Here is a 17,952-nt window from a genome sequence, read left to right as displayed (position 1 = left end):
CCACCCGGCGGGCAGGTTGTCAAGGGCTTTTTGTTCAGTGCAGGGCGTTCCAGACCATCAGCAGCCCATAGAGCACCGGCTGGTGCAGCATATAGATCACCAGCGAATGGCGGCCGATCCAGCCCAAAGGCGGACAGATGGAACGGCGCAGCGGCTCCATCCGGGGCCGGCCCACCACCTTGTATAGATAAAACCCTGCCCAGAACAAAAACAGCCAGGGGATCAGGGAGAAATAGTCGGTGGAGTAAAAGCCCGGACCCGGAAAGCCCAGATAGGCGGTGAGCAGATTGGCGTAGAGGCTGTCGGGCAGCTGCCCCAGGTACAGGCCCCCCAAGCTCAGATAGCCTGCGTTTACATGGTAGGCCAGCAAAAACAGCAGGATGCTGCCTGCCAGGCCGGCCCAGCCGGGCACACGGTCCAGCCAGGGCCGCAGCAAGCCGGTAAAGATCATGGCGCTGCCCAAAAAGGTCAGCACACCGAACAGGACGATGTCCTCCGGCAAAACAGCCCAGGTCACCAGGGTGACCAGCGCGCCGCCCCCAAACACGATCAGTCCCCGGCGCACCGGCGCATGGCCCAGGGCCAGACAGAATCCGGACAGCAGGATAAAGATACAGCAGACGGTCTGCTGCCAGAGGCGGCCCGGCAGACCCTCATACCAGGCGGCCCGTATACCGGCAAGATAGACCAGATCCCACATCCCGTGGTAGCCGATCATGGCGATCAGACTCAATCCCCGCAGTTCATCCAGCAGAGCGTACCGCCCGCCGCTTTTTTTCGTTGCATCCATCGTTGCAGCTTTCCCCCTTTGCATGGCAAGAAAAATTTGGAATCCGTACTTCTTCAGTATAGATTCTTTACTGTTGTAAAGCAAGCGAACATTTTGTGAAATCGCTGTGCACCGGCGCGCCGTTCCAGCGGCCGGCCGCCCCAAATGCCCCCGCAAAGCCAAATAAAAAACCTGCGAAGCGCAGCGCGCTCCACAGGCTTTGCAATGCCGCCGACGGGGGTCGAACCCGTACTCTGTCTCCAGAAAGGGATTTTAAGTCCCTCGTGTCTGCCAATTTCACCACAGCGGCCCGTCAGGCCGCCGGGCAGAACTTGCAGCCCGGCGGCTCAGGACGCATTCTATAATACAATAGATCCGGCTTTTTGTCAACCTGCCGGCCCGGTCAGGCCCGGCCGCCGTGGTACTCGGCGTACATCTTCTCCCGGCATTCGGCCACGGCCGGGGTCATGTTGACGTAGTGCTTGTGGGGGCACTCCACCCGCAGTTCGCTCTCCCATACCTCGCTGGTCAGCTGCCGGGCCACGTATTCCCGGCGCTGGCTGATGCTGGGCAGGTCAATGACCAGCTGCCCGTCCAGAATATAGGGCACCAGCAGCTGTTTGACCTGGGTGGGGGTGAAGGTGATGACCCGTTCCACTGCGTCGGGGTCCAGGTTGACCATGGTGACCGGCTTGCCTGCCTCGATCACCTCGCCGTCCATTGCGATCAGGTCGCACTGAGCCTGGCCGTTGGCATCGTAAAGACGCCAGGGCATCTTTTTGCCCGGGATAATGGCCTTGCTGACGCTGTCCGAGATCTTCATCTTGGGCTGATAGCTGCCGTCCGCCAGTTTGACCGCCACCAGCTTGTACACACCCCCGAACACAGGATCGGAGGCAGATGTGATCAGGTTTTCACCCACGCCGTAGGAGTCAAAGTGGGCGTGTTCATACAGCTCCATATTGGCGATCTTTTTCTCGTCCAGCGCATTGGAGGCCACCAGCTTGATGTAGGGCTTGCCTGCGGCGTCCAGCGCTTTGCGCAGCCGCTTGGAACCCCGGGCCAGGTCGCCCGAGTCGATGCGCGCGGATTTGACCCGCTTGCCAGGATCGTCGGGATATTTTTCGATCAGGTAATCATCCAGCTTGATGAGGTTGGGCAGGCCGCTCTCCATGATGTTGTAGGTATCCAGCAGCAGGCTGACCGAGTCGGGATAGGTGTCGGCATAGGCTTTGAAGGCCTCAAATTCGGTGGGGAAAAACTCAATGAAGCTGTGGGCTACCGTACCCACGGCCTTGACCTCGGCACCGAACTTCATTTCGGCCAGGCAGTTGGCGGTACCGATGCAGCCGCCCAGCACAGCGGCGTAGGCGCCATCGTTGCCGGCGCTCTCCCCCTGGGCCCGCCGGGTGCCAAATTCCATGACGCTGCGGGGCGTGTGGGTATTCAGGCCCACCACCCGGGTGGCCTTGGTGGCGATCAGGCTGTGGAAATTGATGGTCTGGAGCAGATAGGTCTCAATGAGGATGGCCCCCACCATATCGCACTCGATCCGCACCATCTGCACATTGGGATAGCAGACCGTGCCTTCGGGCAGGGCGTACATATCTCCCTTCCACTGATAGGTGCGCAGGTACTCGCAGAACTCCTCGCTCATGCCCTTGGTGCGCAGCCACCAGATGTCCTGCGCATTGAAATGGTAGTTCATCAAAAAGCGGGTCAGCTTGCGCTGGCCGGCGCTGATGGAATACCCCTGGCCATCCGGATTCTTGCGGAAAAACATATCAAAAACCAGCCGGGTATCCTTGTAGCCATGCAGGAACAGGCAGTTGGCCATGGTGAACTCATAAAAATCCACCACCATGGCAGGGTTGTCATAATCTTCGTCGGGTATATAAGGAATGACTTCGATCTTATTCTCCATTGGAACAGTCCCTCTCTTTTCTCAAAAAGCTCAGGCTCTCCTGGCCTCCCACAGGACAGGCCGGCACATTACCGTAATGATATCATCATTTGGGCCTGGGCGCAAGTTTTTTTGAAAAATTCAGGTCAAATCCGACCATCTGTCATGACAGGTGCCCGTCATTTCCGGATTTTTGGGAAAGGCGCTGTCTCCATGCAGGTTTTACCTTTCCTTTACCCCGATTTTGTTGTCCATCTGCCCCCGGCACGGTACAATAAACATAGCAGATCCCACACCGCCGGAAAGGAGTCGCGCCATGCAGTTGTTCCTCATCGTCCTGGCATTCGCCGCCTTTTTTGCCTACGCCCTCTGGAGCAGCCGCCTGGGCAGGCCCGGCGGACACTACCAGCTCGTCACCGCCCAGACGGTGCGGGTGGAGGTCCTGGAGCAGCAGATCGGCCCTTCCACCTGGGAAATGCCCCAATACCAGGCACAGCTCGCCTTCCGCTGCGAGGGCCGCAGCTATGTCAAGCCGTGGGGCCCCCTCACCGACCGGCCCTGGGGACAGGTACAGATCCTGTTCGACCCGGAAACCGAGCACTGGTACCCGGTCTCGGCCCTGCAAAGCCGGAAGGCGGTCATCCTGAGCTTTGCCCTGCTGCTGATCCTGCTTTTCTGTCTGGCCTGTGCCTGCAAGCTCTTTCCCAGGCTGGGGCCGTTCCTGGTCAACCATCTTTTTGCAGGGCTGTTCTTTCTGGCCGGGCTGGCCTTTGCCGTCGGCGCGCCCATCGGCATCTGGCATGACTTTATCCAGACCAGCGCCGCCTTCCGGCAGGGGCAGTACCGCACCGTCACTGCCCAAAAGATCGGGTTCTGCCGCACCCGGGACACGGAGGGCGACATCGTCTATTATCCCTATTACCAGTATTGGGACGGCAGCCGGCAGCAGCGTTATGTAGGCCCCGCCACCACCCGCGCCGAGACCCTGACCCTTTATCTGGACATCCACACCGGGCAGCCCCACATCAAGCCCCAGCCTCCGGGCATTTGGGTCACGCTGCTTTTTGTGGCGCTTGGCTGTATCCTTTTCTCGGTACCCTTTTGGGTCCGGCTGTTCCGGCGCCTCTCCGGATAAACCACAAAGAGGCCGGCACAACCATTGCCAGCCTCTTGGGATATGGTTCAGCCGCGGAACTTGCGGAAAAACCGGCGAATGCCGCGGAAAATCATGCCGACCAGCACGACAAGCAGGCCGGCCGTGACCAAAACATCCAGGATCGACGACAGCATCTTGCAACACCCTCCCCTCTCGGACCCTGTGTGCAGAAAAGGCCCCGGCAAAAGTGCCGGGGCCCTGTTGCATTCCAAAACAGCTTTAGCCGTTCATGATATTGGGGGTGGAGTTCTTGAGGAGGACATCGTGGCTGCCGCCCTCCACAATGGAGGTGGAGGAGACCACCGTCAGCTTTGCCTTCTGCTGCAGCTCCGGGATGGTCAGAGCGCCGCAGTTGCACATGGTACTCTTGACTTTGTACAGGGTGGTCTGGACGCCGTCGGCCAGGGGGCCTGCATAGGGCACATAGCTGTCCACGCCTTCCTCAAAGGAGAGCTTGGTGGCGCCGCCCAGGTCATACCGCTGCCAGTTGCGGGCGCGGTTGGAACCCTCGCCCCAGTACTCCTTCATGTACTGGCCGTTGATGCGCACCCGGTTGGAGGGGCTCTCATCAAAGCGGGCAAAGTAGCGGCCCAGCATCACAAAATCCGCGCCCATGGCCAGAGCCAGGGTGATGTGGTAATCGTGGACGATGCCGCCATCCGAGCAGATGGGGATGTAAACGCCGGTCTCCTTGTAGTACTCATCCCGGGCCTTGGCTACCTCGATGACTGCGGTGGCCTGGCCGCGGCCGATGCCCTTGGTCTCGCGGGTGATGCAGATGGAGCCGCCGCCGATGCCGATCTTGACAAAGTCGGCCCCGGCCTCCGCCAGGAAGCGGAAGCCGTCCCGGTCCACCACGTTGCCGGCGCCCACCTTCACCTTGTCGCCATAGTGCTCGCGGATCCAGCCCAGGGTGCGGCTCTGCCACTCCGAGTAGCCCTCGGAGGAGTCGATGCACAGCACATCCACGCCGGCTTCCACCAGAGCAGGCACCCGCTGGGCATAGTCGCGGGTGTTGATGCCGGCGCCCACCACATAGCTCTTGCGGGCGTCCAGCAGCTCGTTGGCGTTCTCCTTGTGGGAGTTGTAGTCCTTGCGGAACACAAAGTATTTCAGATGGCCTTCTTCGTCCACCAGAGGCAGGGTATTGATCTTGTTGTCCCAGATGATGTTGTTGCAGTCATGCAGGGAGGTATTCTCGGGGGCGGTGACCAGCTTGCTCATGGGGGTCATGAAATCGGTGACCGGGGCGTCATCGGGGGTGTGGTTGATCCGGTAATCGCGGGAAGCCACAATGCCCATCAGGCGGCCGCTGGCGGTGCCGTCGTCGGTGATGGCGATGGTGGAGTGGCCGGTCCGGGCCTTCAGCTCCAGCACGTCGTGGAGGGTGGCGCTGGGAGAGAGGTTGGAATCGGAAACCACATAGCCGGCCTTGTAGGTCTTGACACGGCGGACCATGGCGGCCTCATCCTCGATGCTCTGGGAGCCGTAGATGAAGGAGACGCCCCCCTGGCGGGCCAGGGCAATGGCCAGCTTATCACCCGAGACTGACTGCATGATGGCGCTGACCATGGGGATGTTCATTTCAAGGGGGCACTTTTCCTCCCCTTTGCGGTATTTGACCAGCGGGGTCTTGAGGCTGACCGCAGCAGGCACATTCTCAGCCGAGGAATAGCCGGGAATCAGCAGATATTCGCCAAAGGTGCGGGAGGGTTCTTCATAATAATACGCCATTGCACAATCTCCTTTTCTTCAGGGCCCGTGTGGATTGTCCCGGCCTGTGCGGGGGCCTGCGGCCGCGGCCAGAGGTCACTGATGCTTGGATATAATAATACCACATTTGCAGATGGAATACAAAATATTCAGCCGACAAACTTTTCCAAAAAGTGATCTGAAAAAACAGTCACTTTGTATAGTCCAAGCATGAAAAAGCTGCAACATCCTTCCCTTGTGCCCGCCGGCCGGCAAAACAAAAAAGCCCATCCCAAAGGACGAGCTTTTTTGTACACGAAGTGAGGTATCGCCTGTGTGGCGTCTGCCAACAGCTGAGAAGGAGAACAGCCGGAGGAGGGGCAGGCAGGCGCCCGATACCTCAGAAGCAAGAAGAAAAAGATTTCACAGTCGCCGGGTCGTTTCCCTGCTGTAACTGTATTGTAACTCTTTTGTCTCCATTTTGCAATACCTTTTTGTAATTTTTTTGTAATTTTTCAAAAAACTTTCTGCGCCCCTCCCCACCCCGGTCAGAACTGGCAGAACAGCTCAAAGGCGGCCTTGTCCTCCCGGCGGCCCATCACATACCAGCCATCCCCGTCTTTGCCGGCGGCGGGGCCATAGAACAGCTCCATTTCCTCCCCCATCGGCACCTGGCGGTGGTACTTGATGGCCGCACTGCGGATCGGGCCCTGGTCCAGCAGCGCAAGGGGGAGCGCGTCGCAGGCCACATCCAGATAGGCGGCGTTGTTGATATGGCGGTTGGTGTCACAGACGGAGTAGCCCGCCTTCCGTATCCCGGCCGGGGTCAGGGTCTCGGCCTTGGGCACCAGCTGGGACAGCTCCCACTCCACCTCGGGGTTCCAGTGGCGGTCGATCTCCTCGGGGACATGGCGGACGATCTTGGCGCAGGTGGTATCCACCAGGGTCCAGCGGGTATCCACCCAGGCCAGTTCCTCCCCTTCCGGTGTGCGCATCACCATCACGCGCTTGTTGGCGCCCCGACGGTTGCGCTCGGGGTAAGTGACCAGGACCACCTTGTCATACATGGCGGGCACCCGCACAAACCGGAAGGCCTGCCGCCCCACCAGATAGACCAGGTTCCGCTGGCTGTAAAAGGCCTTGTCCATCCCCAGGGTGACGGCGTGGGCTGTGGCCATATGCTCGGCATGGCGCAGCAGGGCCGAAGGCCGCATCAGGCCCCGGTAATCCACGTCTCCCTCCTGCAGGGTGATCTGTTCGGTGTAAAAGCTCGGATAATCCATTGCCCTTCTCCTTTCAGAACGCTCTCAGTACATATTGCGCACCTTGCGGCGCATCTTGCGCCAGATGTTGAAACAGGCCAGCAGCACCATGGCCAAAAGCAAAAGCAGGAACAGGTAGCTGCTTCCCCCTTCGTCGTAGCTCTTCATCTCGCTCCACTTGATGTCCAGCTGGCTGTTCACTTCCTCACTCAGGGCGGTGAACACCTGTTCTTTGGCCGCGATCTCTGCGGAAGGGTAAGCGATCTCGCTGTACTTCAGCTCCTCGTCCAGCTGCTCCCAGACGGCGGTGCTGGGGGTGGTATAGCCGATGTACTCTGCATTGGCCACCCCCACATCCACCTCGCACATGAAGTTGATGAACATTTCGGCGGCCTCCTGGTTCTGGCTGGTGGCGGGGATGCACATGCAGTCCACCGACAGCACGCTGCCTTCTTCCGGGAAGACCCAGGCCAGGTCGGGGTTGTCGTCGATCATGGTGATGGCGTCCCCCGAATAGTATACGCCCACAGCCGCCTCGCCGCCGATCATCTTGTCGAAGATCTCGTCCATGACATAGGCCTGCACCAGAGGCTTCTGCGCTTTGAGCTGCTCCATCACCTGATCCACTTCATCGGTGGTGGCAGGGTTGACGCTCCTGCCCTCCTTGAAGGCGGCGATGGCGTAGGCGTCCCGGCTGTTGTTGAACATCAGAATGCTTCCGGCATACTGTTCATCCCACAGGTCGGCCCAGCGGGTGGGCGCCTGGCTGACCATGGTGGTATTGTAGATGATGCCGGTGGTGCACAGCATATAGGGCACCGTATAGGCGTTTTCGGGGTCGTAATCGGGGTTGCGGTACTGCTGGTCGATCAGCTGGAAATTGGGGATATTGTCGTAGTTGAGCGGCAGCAGCATCCCCTCCTGGGTCATCTTGGCCACCATATAATCGGAGGGGATGATGACGTCGTAGGTCGCCGCCCCGGATTTGAGTTTGGCGTACATGGACTCGTTGGAATCGAAGGTGGTGTAGTTGACCTCGATGCCGGTGAGTTCTTCAAAGGCAGCCACAACGTCCGGGCTGCCGTCCGAGCCGTTGGAGATGTATTCGCCCCAGTTGTAGACGTTCAGGGTGACGTTCCGGCCTGCAAAACGGGTCCAGTCATAGTCCCCCGACACGCTGATCTCCTCGGTGACCCGGATGGGCTCCGCCGCAGCCGCAGAGACCGCGCAGGCCCCCGCCAGCACCAGGGCAGACAGAAAAGTCAGAATGCGTTTCATCGCTTTCCCTCCCTTTATACCTGCATCTGCTGGGCGGCCTGATCCCGCTTGTAGCGGCGCCCCTCCGCCGCGTTGGAGAGGAGGATCACCGCCAGGATGGCCGCAAACATGATGGTGGACAGAGCATAGATCTCGGGGCTGACCTTGCGGCGGGTCATCGAGTAGATGGCGATGGGGAGCGTCTCCACCGTGCCGCAGTTGAAGTAGGAGATCATAAAATCGTCGATGGAGTAGGTCAGGCAGATCAGGAAGGAGGAGACGATGGCGGGACTGATCTCGGGCAGGATCACCTTGAAGAAAGCCTGCCGGGGGTCGCAGCCCAGGTCCAGAGCCGCCTCATAAAGGTGGATGTCCAGCTGGCGCAGCTTGGGGCTGACATTGAAGATGACATAGGGTACGTTGAACGCCACATGGGCGATCAGCAAAGTGGGCATCCCCATGATGGTGTCGGGCAGCCAGGGCACATCCGCCGCAAACCGCTGGTAGGCCACAAACAGCAGCATCAGGGAGATGCCGGTGATGATCTCGGGGTTGACCACCGGGATATAGGTGATGTTGGTGATCACCAGGCGGGAGGTGCGCTTCATGCCGGCAATGCCCAGAGAAGCCGCCGTCCCCAGCACCGTGGCCACCACCGAGGACACCAGGGCCACTTCCACCGACACCGCCAGCGCCCGCAGGATGGAGGAATTGTGCAGCAGGCTCTGATACCACTTGAGGGTGAAGCCGGTGAACAGGGCGTAGCCCTTGCTCTCGTTGAAGCTGAACAGGATCATATAGGCGATGGGCAGATACATGAACCCGAAAAACAGGATGATATAGGTCCGCTGCATCAGGCGGAGATGCTTTGTTTTCATCAGGACACCCCCTCCATTTCGTCTTCGTCAAAGCTGGATGTAAAGCTCATGCACAGCAGCACGATGATCATCAGTACCAGGCTCATGGCGGAGCCCACGTTCAGATTGTAGCTGTTGCCCAGGAACTGCATCTCGATCAGGTCGCCGATCAGCAGGTTGGCGCCGCCGCCCAGCATCCGGCTGATCACAAAGGTGGACACCGCCGGCACGAACACCATGGTGATGCCGGTGCAGATGCCGGGCACGCTCATGGGGATCAGCACCCGGAACAGGGTCTTGGTGGTGTTGGCGCCCAGGTCCTGGGCGGCCTCGATGATGCTCTGGTCGATCTTGGTCATGCTGGTGTACAGAGGCAGGATCATATAGGGCACATAGTTGTACACCATGCCCAGCACCACCGCTCCGGCCGTGTTGAGCATATTGAACGGGCCCAGACCCACCAGTCCCAGCAGGGTGTTGATGGGGCCGTTGATGCTCAGCAGGCCCATCCAGGCATAGGTGCGCAGCAGAAAATTCATCCACATGGGCAGCATCACCAGCATCTGCATGATCCGCTGCTTGTTCACCCGCAGCCGGGACAAAAAGTACCCCACAGGGAAAGCGATCACCAGGCAGATGACGGTGGCGATCAGGGCCAGCAGCAGACTGCGGGCAAAGACCGAGCCGTAGCCGCTGACCGAGGCCAGATTGGCCAGGGTGAACTGCCCTTCCCCGTCGGTCAGGGCATAGTAGCAGACGATCAGCAGCGGGATGACGGTGAACAGCACCATCCATGCCAGATACGGCGAGGCAAGACGCTTGTCATATACCTTCATCTTCTTACACCTCGCTGCGCGCCATGATGTGGATCTCGTTGGGGCCGATGCGCATCCCGATCCGCTCGCCGGGGGTGCAGGCCCGGGTGGAGTGGATCAGCCACTGGCGGCCGTCGCAGTCCACGTGCATCTCGAAGTGGACCCCTTTGAAGATCACTTCCTCCACCACGCCGGTGAGCTGGCCCTCCACGGGGGAGACCACCTCGATGTCCTCGGGGCGCACCACCACCTGGACGCTCTGCTCGGGCTTGAAGCCCCGGTCCACGCAGGGGAACTGCGCCCCCGCAAACGACACCAGAAAGTCCCGGTGCATCACGCCGTCGATGATGTTGGAGTCGCCGATGAAGTCCGCCACAAAAGCGTTCCTGGGCTCGTTGTAGATTTCCTCGGGGGTACCCACCTGCTGGATGACGCCGCCGTTCATGACGACGACGGTGTCCGACATGGTCAGGGCTTCTTCCTGGTCGTGGGTAACATAGATGAAGGTGATGTTCATCTCGCGCTGCAGCCGCTTGAGCTCCAGCTGCATTTCTTTCCGCAGCTTCAGGTCCAGAGCGCCCAGAGGCTCGTCCAGCAGGAGGATCTCGGGTTCATTGACCAGGCTGCGGGCAATGGCCACCCGCTGCTGCTGGCCGCCCGACATCTGGGAGATGCTGCGCCGCTCAAAGCCCTTGAGGCCCACCACTTCCAGCATATCCCGCACCTTGGTGCGGATGGTCTCCTCGTCCAGGTGTTTCAGCCGCAGGCCGAAGGCCACGTTTTCAAACACGTTCAGGTGGGGGAACAGGGCGTATTTCTGGAACACCGTGTTCACCGGCCGCTTGTAGGGCGGCACCCCGGTGATATCTTTGCCATGGAGGCTGACCGTACCGGCGTTGGGCTCCAGAAATCCGGCGATCAGGCGCAGGGTGGTGGTTTTGCCGCAGCCGGACGAGCCCAGCAGCGTGACGAATTCTTTGTCGTGGATGTCCAGATTCAGGCCGTTCAAAATGCGCTGGCCGTCAAAATCCACCACGATGTCCCGGAGGGATACGATTACAGAGTTGTCCATTTTCCAGATGAGTCCTCCCCTTGCTTTCTCATTTGCGCCTGCCGGCGGCAGGGCGCCGCCAGCACACAAGGGGGTTATCCGCCTGCCGGCAGGACCACCCCCAATGGGTCTATCTTAAACAATCCCACGGAAAATGTCAATTCACAAACCAAAGTTTCTGTTCCCGTCGAATCAAAAAGCGCAAAAAAGCCGGGCGCACAGCGTCTATGCGTCCAGCTTTTGCAGAAATATGCCTTATCTTTTACATCAGTTCTTCCGCCGGGCAGAAAGCAGAGAGGGCATCCGCATCCACCCGATAGGCCGAGCTGTCCCCTTCCACGGTCAGGTAACAGCCGTCGGTGCCGGCGGCATAGGTCAGGGTGCGGCTTCCCGTATCATCGGTGACGGTCACGGTGACCGACGGTTCCCCCAGCCCCAGGGCCGCCGCATCCGCGCCGGTGACCTGTCCGGCCGCATACTCGCCCAGAACCGACAGAAGCTGCTGTACGGCCTCCTGGTCCAGAGGGGTATCGGGCTGCTGCTCCAGACGCCACTGAGTGGAGTAGGCGCCGTCCTCCCCTTCCACCGACAGGGCCTTGAGGCTGACGGTGAAGCGGTCTGCCCCATCGGCACGGGTATAGACGATTGCCTCCAGGCTGCTGGCCGTGATGCCCGCCGGCTGGAAGGGGCCGAACAGCCCCTCCTTGTCATAGGCAAAGCACTCCGCCTTGGCCGGGTCGGCGGTGTAAAGAGCGCTGTCCCCTTCCCTTTGCAGATAGATGTCCCCGGTGACCGGGTTGGTGGTCCCAAAAGTATAGGTCTCGGTACGGCCCGCTGCGGTGACCGACACGGTCAGGGAGGGCTCATCCAGCCCGTAATCCTCCCCGGGCTGGGGCTCCAGGCGGCGCTTGGCCGATAGACCCGTCATGGCGGCGGCCATGGTGTTGCATTTGGTCTGATCCAGGTGGTAGTCCGGGTCCTCCGCCAGGGTCCACCGGCTGCCGTCGTAGTCCAGGGTCAGGGTCTCACCTTGCCAGGTATAGGCGATTTGGGTCAGCTCCGCCTGGGCGAACGCCGCCAGGGGGATATCCCCTGCAGCGGCTTCGCTGGATGCGGCTTCGGCATGGCGGTTCGCCGCAGTCACCGCAGCCAGCGCGGCGGCGGCCAGCAGGATCAGTGCCGCCAGCACCAGCAGGGTGCGCTGTTTGGCCTTCATGGCGGCACCCCCTTATCTGCGCCGGCGGCGGATGGTGACCACCGCACCGGCGATCAGCAGCCCCGCCGGGATCACAAGCAGGAAGGTCAGGCCCAGAGGGGCCACCACCCCCGCCGGGATGGTCAGCAGGTCCGCCTCCAGGGCTTTGGAATCGATGAGGATATCGCTGGACTGCCCTGTGAGGGAAGCCGCGCACCCCACCAGGAAATCGCAGTTGCCCGGGACGCTGGGGTAATTGGCCTCGTTGTCCATGTTGGAGGACCCGATCCAGATCACCTCTGCCCCGGTGTCCTCGGCCTGCGCATAGACCGCCAGGTCAAAGGGGCCGTCCAGATCCCCCCCCTCTCTCTCGGTGGTGGTCATCTCATAGCTCGCAGCTTTGCTGTACGCAGAGCCGGAGGTAGTCAGCAGGGGTTCTGCCGTCACTCCGTCGGTGGGGGTGATCCGGATGCCCTGGGCCATTTGGACCAGCACCGGCACGCTGGACGTGATGCCGTCCAGGGCCGTGCTGACAGAGGGCTGGGCGTAGTCGGGCAGCAGATAGTAACTGTACCCATAGAGGCTGTGATCGGGGTCGCCCTCCACCACCAGGCCGTCCACCCGGGCCAGCCCAAGGCCGGCCATCACCTCGTCCAGATTGGGAGTGTCATAATAGGCATCGGTCATCAGCAGCAGCTTGCCGCCCCCCGCCAGATATTCCTGCAGGAGGGCCGTCTCATCCACCACCCCGTCCGCCCCCGCAAAGTCGCTGGCCGGGCAGTTGACGATCAGCAGGGCGCAGTCCTCGGGGATTCCGCCGGACAGCAGGCTGAGGGGGGCCGTCTCGATGTTCTGGGCCTCCAGCGCCTGGGTCAGGGTGTCCGAAAGAGCCGCTTCGCTGTGGTTGGTGGTGTAATAGGCCCGGCTGGCCTGGCCGCTGGTCAGGCGGTAGATGGCCGATGTGATCTGGCCCTCGCCGTCAAAACGGACATCGTAGGCGCCCGTCTCATAATAGCTGGCATAGTCATAGACATACAGCCCGGCGGCATCCAGCACGGTGCTGGCATCGCCCGTATCCAGGATCAGGCTGCCGGAGGCTGCATTCTCAGCCCCGTACCGGGACGCAAAGGTGGGATAGACGGCGGGGTCGATCTGCTCCCAGCGGATGTGGGGACCCGCCGCGGCGTACTGGTCCAGCAGACGAGTGATGATCCGGTCCTCCGCGCCCGTCTCACAGAGATAGTAGATGGTCAGGTCTTCCTCCAGGCTGCCGGCCACCTGACGGGAGGTATCGCCGAGGGTATACAGTCCGCCGGCAGAGAGGTCGAACTGGGTGTAGCGGGCAGGGATGGCCCCCACCAGCAGGTTAACCAGCACGGCCAGCACCACAGCCGCCGCGACGGTGGCGGCAGACAGCAGCCCGCTGCGGAACACCCGGCCGCCGTCCGGGGCGGGATGCCTTTTGAATCGGATATGCAGCATACAAACCCACCCCCTTTCAGACCCAGCGGCGCTTTTCCATCTGCTGCGCCGTAAAGAAGAGGAACAGCGCCGGCACGGTCAGATAATAGACCAGAGCAGGTACCGAAAAGCTGCCATTGACAAAGCTCTCAAAAGGCTCGAACAGGCACAGCGCCCCCAGCACCCGGCTGAACGCCTGGGTGAGCCAGGCGCTGCGGACCGTGAACAAAACGGCGATCCCCGCCGCCAGCAAAGCAAACAGCAGGCACCCCGCCGTCAGGCTGCGGCAGCGCAGGCCCACCAGGAACCCCGCCACTGCGGCCAGCGCCGTGAACACCAGCAGGGCCGCCCCGCTGCCCGCTGCGAACATACTGCGCAGGCTGGGCATCAGATAGGCTGACAGCAGGGCTCCAAAGCCCAGCAGGGCCGCAATGATCTGGTTCTCGGTCAGGCCCGAGAGGAATTCGCACACCGCAATGGCGGCACATCCCAGCAGATAGTAGCACAGCAGGCTGGCCAGATTGGAGGCCAAAGACGCCGCCGTGCACCCCAGGGCCCGCAGGGCCAGGATCATCACCGCGTCCACCCCGCAGGGCACCGCAAAGAGAGCGCACATGGCCAGGTACTTGCCCACCACGATCCCCCACACCGGCACAGGACTGGTCAGCAGCAGCTGGTCGGTGCGTGCCCGCCGCTCCTCGGCCAGGCTGCGCATGGCCAGCACCGGCACATACAGCAGCAGCACAAATACGGTGCGGTAGAGGGTGTAATAGCCAAAGTCGGTCAGACCGTAGCCCAGGTTGAGGGCAAAGAAATACAACCCCGAAGCTGCCGCCAGAAAGGCGGTCAGCAGCCAGCCCATCATGCCGGTGAAGCTGGCCCGGAATTCCCGTTTGAAAATGGCGATCATTCCGCCCCCTCCTCTCCCGGCGCATCGGAGCCGGTCAGCTCCAGAAAGACCTGTTCCAGGCTGCGTCCGCCGGCGGTCAGTTCTTCCAATGTGCCGTCCGCTGCCAGCACCCCGTGGGACAAAATGAGCACACGGCTGCACACCGCCTGCACCTCGCTGAGGATGTGGCTGGACAGGATGACCGTGTGCTTGTGGCCCAGCTGCTGGATCAGGCGGCGGATGCCGGTGACCTGGGCCGGGTCCAGACCCACGGTGGGCTCATCCAGGATGATCACCTTCGGGTCGGACAGCAGCGCCTGGGCGATGCCCACCCGCTGGCGGTAGCCCTTGGACAGGCTGCGGATCAGGCGGGGCAGCACATCTTCCACCCCGGTGCGGCGTGCGGCCGCCGCCACAGCCGCAGCCCGGCCGGCGCGGCGCACCCCCTTCAGCTCGGCGGCAAAACGCAGGTACTCGGCCACCGTCATGTCCGGATAGAGGGGCGGCGTTTCGGGCAGATACCCCACGCAGGCCCGGGCCGCGGCAGCCTCCTCGGGCAGCGGGTGGCCTTCCACCGACACTGACCCGCTGGTAGGGGCGATGTAGCCGGTGAGGATGTTCATGACTGTGGACTTGCCCGCCCCATTGGGCCCCAGCAGTCCGCAGATCTGCCCGTCCTCCACCGTAAAGGAAAGGTCCTGCACCGCCGTCCGGCGGCCATAGACCTTGGTCAGATGCGAAACTTGGATCATGCGCACGCTCCTTTTCGAACAGTGTGGCAGGAAAAACCCGCCCACCAGCAAATATAGGCTGGAAATGTGTTCAAATCATGGCAAAGTGATGAAATCAAAAAAGGCCGCCTCCCCCATCGGGGAAGCGGCCCGTTGCTGCAAATTACTTGCGGCCAAAGCGGCGATTGAAACGATCGACACGTCCGCCGGTATCAACCAGCTTCTGCTTGCCAGTGTAGAAAGGATGGCACTTGGAGCAGACTTCCACGTGGATCTCGGGCTTGGTGGAGCGGGTGTGGATCACATTGCCGCACGCGCAGGTGATGGTGCAGTCAACGTAATTGGGATGGATACCCTGTTTCATTTGCGATTCACCTCATTTCTGGTTCTGACGAATTGGGGCCATATTCCGATGTATGCGCCCATCACAACCTTCAATTTCGGCTACCCCCTCGAGCGGCCTTGGAAACGATTGCTGAACTATTATAGCACGAATCTGAAAAAAATCAAGGGCTTTTTTGCAGCGCGCCGCAGGCCGGGGTCCCCTTTTTTCCGGATTTGACACCGGCGCCCTTTGATGCTATACTACAAGCGCAAAAACCGAAGACCGTGGGGAGCTTATACATAGGCTGAGAGGAAGGTGTGGCCTTCGACCCGTAACCTGATTTGGATAATGCCAACGTAGGGAAAGAATGTTTTCTGTGCCGGAGATGTCCAGTTTGGGTGTCTCCGGCTTTTGCTTTTGCAGGAAGGGAGCGGATGCACAGAATGCACGGGCAGACCGTGCCGGGCAGGAGGGGAGCGCCTCAGGCCTTGTATACAGCGATGGGAAGCCGTGTTCCGGCGTGAGAGGAAGCCAGCAAGCTTCGACCGGCTTTGGGGGACTGTGTTTGGTCCCATTTTCACGCATTATGGAGGGATTTGTCATGAAACATACCAACATCCAAAAGCTGACCATCGCCGGCATCCTCTGCGCCGTGGCCGTAGTGGGCAGCATGTTCTCGTTCCCGGTGCTGGGCAGCAAATGCGCCCCGGTACAGCACATGGTCAACATCCTGTGTGCGGTGCTGCTGGGCCCCGGCTACGGGGTGGCGGTGGCCTTTGCCGCCAGCCTGCTGCGCAACCTGCTGGGCCTGGGCAGCCTGATGGCTTTCCCGGGCAGTATGTTCGGAGCGCTGCTGTGTGGGCTGGCCTACTGGAAGCTCAAGGCTATCCTCCCCACTCTGGTCGCGGAGGTGTTCGGCACCTCGATCCTGGGCGGGCTGTGCGCCTGGCCGGTGGCCGTCTTTCTGATGGGGCAGAGCGCCGGGGAGATAGCCTTTTATGTCTACATCGTCCCCTTCCTGGTCTCCACCGCAGGGGGCGCGGTGCTGTCGGGCATCCTGCTCTACGCACTCGCCCGGACCGGCGCCCTGGCGCAGGTGCAGCGCCGTCTGGACCTGCCGGCGAAAGGAGGCAGCCATGCTGCGGGAAACGCTTGACCGCCTGCGTGCGGCGGCGCCTCTGGTCCACTGCATCACCAACTATGTCACAGCCAACGACTGCGCCAACATCCTGCTGGCCTGCGGGGCCAGCCCCGTCATGGCGGAGGATCCCGGTGAGGTAGAGGAGGTCACCGCCCAGTGCGGCGCTCTGGTGCTGAACACCGGCACCTTGCGTCAAAGCGTCCTGCCTGCCATGCTGGCCGCAGGGGCCAGGGCCAACGCCCTGGGCCTTCCCGTAGTGCTGGACCCGGTGGGGGCAGGCAGCTCCCGACTGCGCACCGAAAGCGCCCGTATCCTGCTGGAGCGGCTGCAGCCGGCTGCCATCCGGGGCAACCTGTCCGAGATGCGCGCCCTGGCCGGCAGCGGCCAGGCCGCCCATGGGGTGGACGCCGCCCCTGCCGACCGGATCACCGCCGGGACACTGGACCAGACGGTCGCCTTTGCCAAGTCTTTTGCCCGGCAGACCGGCGCGGTCGTCGCCATCACCGGGTCCATTGATGTGGTGACCGACGGCAGGCGAGCCTTCTGCATCCGCAACGGCTGCCCCGAAATGAGCCGGGTCACCGGCACCGGATGCCAGCTGTCCGCCATGATGGGGGCCTGTCTGGCCGCGGTCCCGCAGGAGCTCCTGGCCGGGGCCGTGACGGCTGTCTGTGCCATGGGGCTGTGCGGTCAGCTGGCCCGCCGCCGCATGACCCCGCTGGACGGCAACGCCAGCTACCGCAACTACATCATCGACGCGGTGTACAACCTCACCGGCGCGCAATTGGAAGAAGGTGCCGACTATGAAGTGCGATAAGGACACCCTGCTGCTCTACGCGGTGACCGACCGGGCCTGGACCGGCAGTCAGCCCCTGGCCCGGCAGGTGGAAGCCGCCCTGCAAAACGGGGCCACCTGCCTGCAGCTGCGGGAAAAGGCTCTCGACCCCGCCGCCTTTCGGGAGGAGGCCCGGCAGATGGCCGCCCTGTGCGGGCGGTACGGCGTGCCTCTTATCATCAACGACAACGTGGAGGTGGCTCTGGCCTGCGGGGCAGCCGGGGTCCATCTGGGCCAGCAGGATATGCCCATCACCCAGGCCCGCCGGATGGCCGGCCCGGATCTCATCCTGGGAGCCTCGGCCCACACGGTGCAGGAGGCTTTGGAAGCCCAGGCCGCCGGCGCCGACTACCTGGGGGTGGGAGCGGTGTTTTCCACCTCCACCAAGGCGGATGCCTCTCCCCTGCCCCTGACCACCCTCAGGGAGATCTGCGCCGCCGTCTCCATCCCGGTGGTGGCCATCGGCGGCATCACCGAAACCAATCTTTTGCAGCTGACCGGCTGCGGTGCCGCCGGGGTGGCGGTGGTATCGGCTATTTTCGGCGCCCCCGACCCGGGAGCCGCCACCGCACGGCTGGTACAGCTGGCCCGCCAAATGACTGGCCGCTGAGCC

At 61.8% G+C, this 17,952-nt stretch carries 17 protein-coding genes, 1 tRNA gene and 1 riboswitch; of the genes, 4 read left to right on the top strand and 14 right to left on the bottom strand.

Going from position 1 to position 17,952, the window contains the following annotated elements; genetic code table 11:
* Window positions 1-34: 34 nt before the first annotated feature.
* The 3 genes from B5G12_RS02700 to B5G12_RS02690 form a co-directional block, all read right to left on the bottom strand.
* Window positions 35-790 (bottom strand): heparan-alpha-glucosaminide N-acetyltransferase, encoded by a 756-nt coding sequence (locus B5G12_RS02700; RefSeq protein ID WP_087323636.1) that lies wholly within the window; start codon window positions 788-790, stop codon window positions 35-37.
* Between the two features lie 205 nt (window positions 791-995).
* Window positions 996-1,079: transfer RNA gene (locus B5G12_RS02695), tRNA-Leu, on the bottom strand.
* A 93-nt stretch (window positions 1,080-1,172) separates the two neighbouring features.
* A complete protein-coding gene (locus B5G12_RS02690) occupies window positions 1,173-2,693 on the bottom strand; it encodes a nicotinate phosphoribosyltransferase (RefSeq protein WP_087228498.1) in 1,521 nt (506 codons plus the stop codon).
* Between the two features lie 295 nt (window positions 2,694-2,988).
* Here B5G12_RS02690 and B5G12_RS02685 point away from each other — a divergent pair, with 295 nt between their 5' ends.
* Entirely contained in the window at window positions 2,989-3,807 is an 819-nt protein-coding gene (locus B5G12_RS02685) for a hypothetical protein (protein ID WP_087323635.1), read from the top strand.
* A gap of 240 nt (window positions 3,808-4,047) precedes the next feature.
* Here B5G12_RS02685 and B5G12_RS02680 read toward each other — a convergent pair whose 3' ends face one another.
* The 11 genes from B5G12_RS02680 to rpmE form a co-directional block, all read right to left on the bottom strand.
* Window positions 4,048-5,562, bottom strand: a complete 1,515-nt coding sequence (locus B5G12_RS02680) for an IMP dehydrogenase (protein WP_087323634.1) — start codon at window positions 5,560-5,562, stop codon at window positions 4,048-4,050.
* 506 nt (window positions 5,563-6,068) lie between these two features.
* Window positions 6,069-6,803 (bottom strand): acyl-[acyl-carrier-protein] thioesterase, encoded by a 735-nt coding sequence (locus B5G12_RS02675; RefSeq protein WP_087323632.1) that lies wholly within the window; start codon window positions 6,801-6,803, stop codon window positions 6,069-6,071.
* Window positions 6,804-6,827: 24 nt separating this feature from the next.
* On the bottom strand, window positions 6,828-8,060 hold the full coding sequence (locus B5G12_RS02670) for an ABC transporter substrate-binding protein (RefSeq protein ID WP_087323629.1): 1,233 nt from the start codon (window positions 8,058-8,060) through the stop codon (window positions 6,828-6,830).
* 14 nt (window positions 8,061-8,074) lie between these two features.
* Complete coding sequence (locus tag B5G12_RS02665; protein ID WP_087228488.1) at window positions 8,075-8,917, bottom strand: ABC transporter permease; 843 nt, start codon at window positions 8,915-8,917, stop codon at window positions 8,075-8,077.
* A complete protein-coding gene (locus B5G12_RS02660) occupies window positions 8,917-9,732 on the bottom strand; it encodes an ABC transporter permease (protein WP_087228487.1) in 816 nt (271 codons plus the stop codon). The genes B5G12_RS02665 and B5G12_RS02660 overlap by 1 nt, the downstream gene beginning before the upstream one ends.
* Before the next feature lie 4 nt (window positions 9,733-9,736).
* On the bottom strand, window positions 9,737-10,783 hold the full coding sequence (locus B5G12_RS02655) for an ABC transporter ATP-binding protein (protein WP_087228486.1): 1,047 nt from the start codon (window positions 10,781-10,783) through the stop codon (window positions 9,737-9,739).
* A gap of 241 nt (window positions 10,784-11,024) precedes the next feature.
* Entirely contained in the window at window positions 11,025-11,978 is a 954-nt protein-coding gene (locus tag B5G12_RS02650) for a DUF4340 domain-containing protein (protein WP_087323627.1), read from the bottom strand.
* Between the two features lie 12 nt (window positions 11,979-11,990).
* Window positions 11,991-13,439, bottom strand: a complete 1,449-nt coding sequence (locus B5G12_RS02645) for a DUF7088 domain-containing protein (protein WP_204245653.1) — start codon at window positions 13,437-13,439, stop codon at window positions 11,991-11,993.
* 16 nt (window positions 13,440-13,455) lie between these two features.
* A complete protein-coding gene (locus B5G12_RS02640) occupies window positions 13,456-14,328 on the bottom strand; it encodes an ABC transporter permease (protein ID WP_087323625.1) in 873 nt (290 codons plus the stop codon).
* Window positions 14,325-15,059: an ABC transporter ATP-binding protein gene (locus B5G12_RS02635; protein ID WP_087323622.1), complete on the bottom strand. Its 735-nt coding sequence runs from the start codon at window positions 15,057-15,059 to the stop codon at window positions 14,325-14,327. Before B5G12_RS02635 ends, B5G12_RS02640 begins: the two co-directional genes overlap by 4 nt.
* Before the next feature lie 142 nt (window positions 15,060-15,201).
* On the bottom strand, window positions 15,202-15,402 hold the full coding sequence (gene rpmE / locus B5G12_RS02630; RefSeq protein WP_087228482.1) for a 50S ribosomal protein L31: 201 nt from the start codon (window positions 15,400-15,402) through the stop codon (window positions 15,202-15,204).
* 236 nt (window positions 15,403-15,638) lie between these two features.
* Window positions 15,639-15,743: riboswitch (TPP riboswitch) on the top strand.
* A 221-nt stretch (window positions 15,744-15,964) separates the two neighbouring features.
* Here rpmE and thiW point away from each other — a divergent pair.
* The 3 genes from thiW to thiE are packed head-to-tail and all read left to right on the top strand — an operon-like array spanning window position 15,965 to window position 17,949.
* The gene (gene thiW / locus B5G12_RS02625; RefSeq protein WP_087323620.1) at window positions 15,965-16,519 is read left to right on the top strand and encodes an energy coupling factor transporter S component ThiW; all 555 of its coding nucleotides are present in this window, start codon (window positions 15,965-15,967) and stop codon (window positions 16,517-16,519) included.
* Window positions 16,500-17,321 carry a hydroxyethylthiazole kinase gene (gene thiM / locus B5G12_RS02620; RefSeq protein ID WP_087323618.1) on the top strand — a complete coding sequence of 274 codons (822 nt, stop codon included), beginning with the start codon at window positions 16,500-16,502 and terminating at the stop codon, window positions 17,319-17,321. The genes thiW and thiM overlap by 20 nt, the downstream gene beginning before the upstream one ends.
* A complete protein-coding gene (gene thiE / locus B5G12_RS02615; RefSeq protein WP_087323616.1) occupies window positions 17,308-17,949 on the top strand; it encodes a thiamine phosphate synthase in 642 nt (213 codons plus the stop codon). The genes thiM and thiE overlap by 14 nt, the downstream gene beginning before the upstream one ends.
* Window positions 17,950-17,952 lie beyond the last annotated feature (3 nt).

Origin of the sequence: Faecalibacterium sp. An58, assembly GCF_002161515.1 — a bacterium.
GTDB classification, from domain to species: domain Bacteria; phylum Bacillota; class Clostridia; order Oscillospirales; family Ruminococcaceae; genus Faecalibacterium; species Faecalibacterium avium.
The sequence above is the reverse complement of the archived record's forward strand: the minus strand, read 5'-3'. Positions and strand labels throughout refer to the sequence as shown.

Coding starts and splice junctions, on each gene's coding strand:
- thiM (WP_087323618.1), top strand. CDS start 16,500: ATGCTGCGGGAAACGCTTGACCGCCTGCGTGCGGCGGCGCCTCTGGTC.
- B5G12_RS02645 (WP_204245653.1), bottom strand. CDS start 13,439: ATGCTGCATATCCGATTCAAAAGGCATCCCGCCCCGGACGGCGGCCGG.
- B5G12_RS02700 (WP_087323636.1), bottom strand. CDS start 790: ATGGATGCAACGAAAAAAAGCGGCGGGCGGTACGCTCTGCTGGATGAA.
- B5G12_RS02655 (WP_087228486.1), bottom strand. CDS start 10,783: ATGGACAACTCTGTAATCGTATCCCTCCGGGACATCGTGGTGGATTTT.
- rpmE (WP_087228482.1), bottom strand. CDS start 15,402: ATGAAACAGGGTATCCATCCCAATTACGTTGACTGCACCATCACCTGC.
- B5G12_RS02680 (WP_087323634.1), bottom strand. CDS start 5,562: ATGGCGTATTATTATGAAGAACCCTCCCGCACCTTTGGCGAATATCTG.
- B5G12_RS02675 (WP_087323632.1), bottom strand. CDS start 6,803: ATGGATTATCCGAGCTTTTACACCGAACAGATCACCCTGCAGGAGGGA.
- B5G12_RS02640 (WP_087323625.1), bottom strand. CDS start 14,328: ATGATCGCCATTTTCAAACGGGAATTCCGGGCCAGCTTCACCGGCATG.
- thiE (WP_087323616.1), top strand. CDS start 17,308: ATGAAGTGCGATAAGGACACCCTGCTGCTCTACGCGGTGACCGACCGG.
- B5G12_RS02690 (WP_087228498.1), bottom strand. CDS start 2,693: ATGGAGAATAAGATCGAAGTCATTCCTTATATACCCGACGAAGATTAT.
- B5G12_RS02650 (WP_087323627.1), bottom strand. CDS start 11,978: ATGAAGGCCAAACAGCGCACCCTGCTGGTGCTGGCGGCACTGATCCTG.
- B5G12_RS02665 (WP_087228488.1), bottom strand. CDS start 8,917: ATGAAAACAAAGCATCTCCGCCTGATGCAGCGGACCTATATCATCCTG.
- B5G12_RS02660 (WP_087228487.1), bottom strand. CDS start 9,732: ATGAAGGTATATGACAAGCGTCTTGCCTCGCCGTATCTGGCATGGATG.
- B5G12_RS02670 (WP_087323629.1), bottom strand. CDS start 8,060: ATGAAACGCATTCTGACTTTTCTGTCTGCCCTGGTGCTGGCGGGGGCC.
- B5G12_RS02685 (WP_087323635.1), top strand. CDS start 2,989: ATGCAGTTGTTCCTCATCGTCCTGGCATTCGCCGCCTTTTTTGCCTAC.
- B5G12_RS02635 (WP_087323622.1), bottom strand. CDS start 15,059: ATGATCCAAGTTTCGCATCTGACCAAGGTCTATGGCCGCCGGACGGCG.
- thiW (WP_087323620.1), top strand. CDS start 15,965: ATGAAACATACCAACATCCAAAAGCTGACCATCGCCGGCATCCTCTGC.